Here is a 303-nt window from a genome sequence, read left to right on the forward strand (position 1 = left end):
GATAAAAAGATAAGCCCTATTACATCAACAATCTTGTCATTTACTTGTTCACTAAGTGTTTGCGCAGCAACACGTTTGAGTTTTTTTCGCTCAACAGGTAGTTTGGCATTTTTTTGATGAAGCCATATTTTGAGAAACAAAACGCCTAATAAGGAATAAACACTACCTACAATAACTAAAAGGCTTAAACCTTGGTTTAATAAATCATCCATGGGGAGTTCCTATAATCACAATGTTTACGTTATACCTTAAAAACAGGTACATGTCGTATAATTCAAACTCCGTACAATCTATTCAACAAAT

Annotated in this window: 1 pseudogene; it reads right to left on the bottom strand. The window is 33.0% G+C overall.

The features are described from left to right. A pseudogene (locus tag AN389_RS19765) lies at positions 1–212 on the bottom strand (NERD domain-containing protein); the annotation flags it as partial. Between the last annotated feature and the right edge of the window lie 91 nt (positions 213–303).

Origin of the sequence: Pseudoalteromonas sp. P1-7a (assembly GCF_001401855.1) — a bacterium.
Taxonomy (GTDB): Bacteria; Pseudomonadota; Gammaproteobacteria; order Enterobacterales; family Alteromonadaceae; genus Pseudoalteromonas.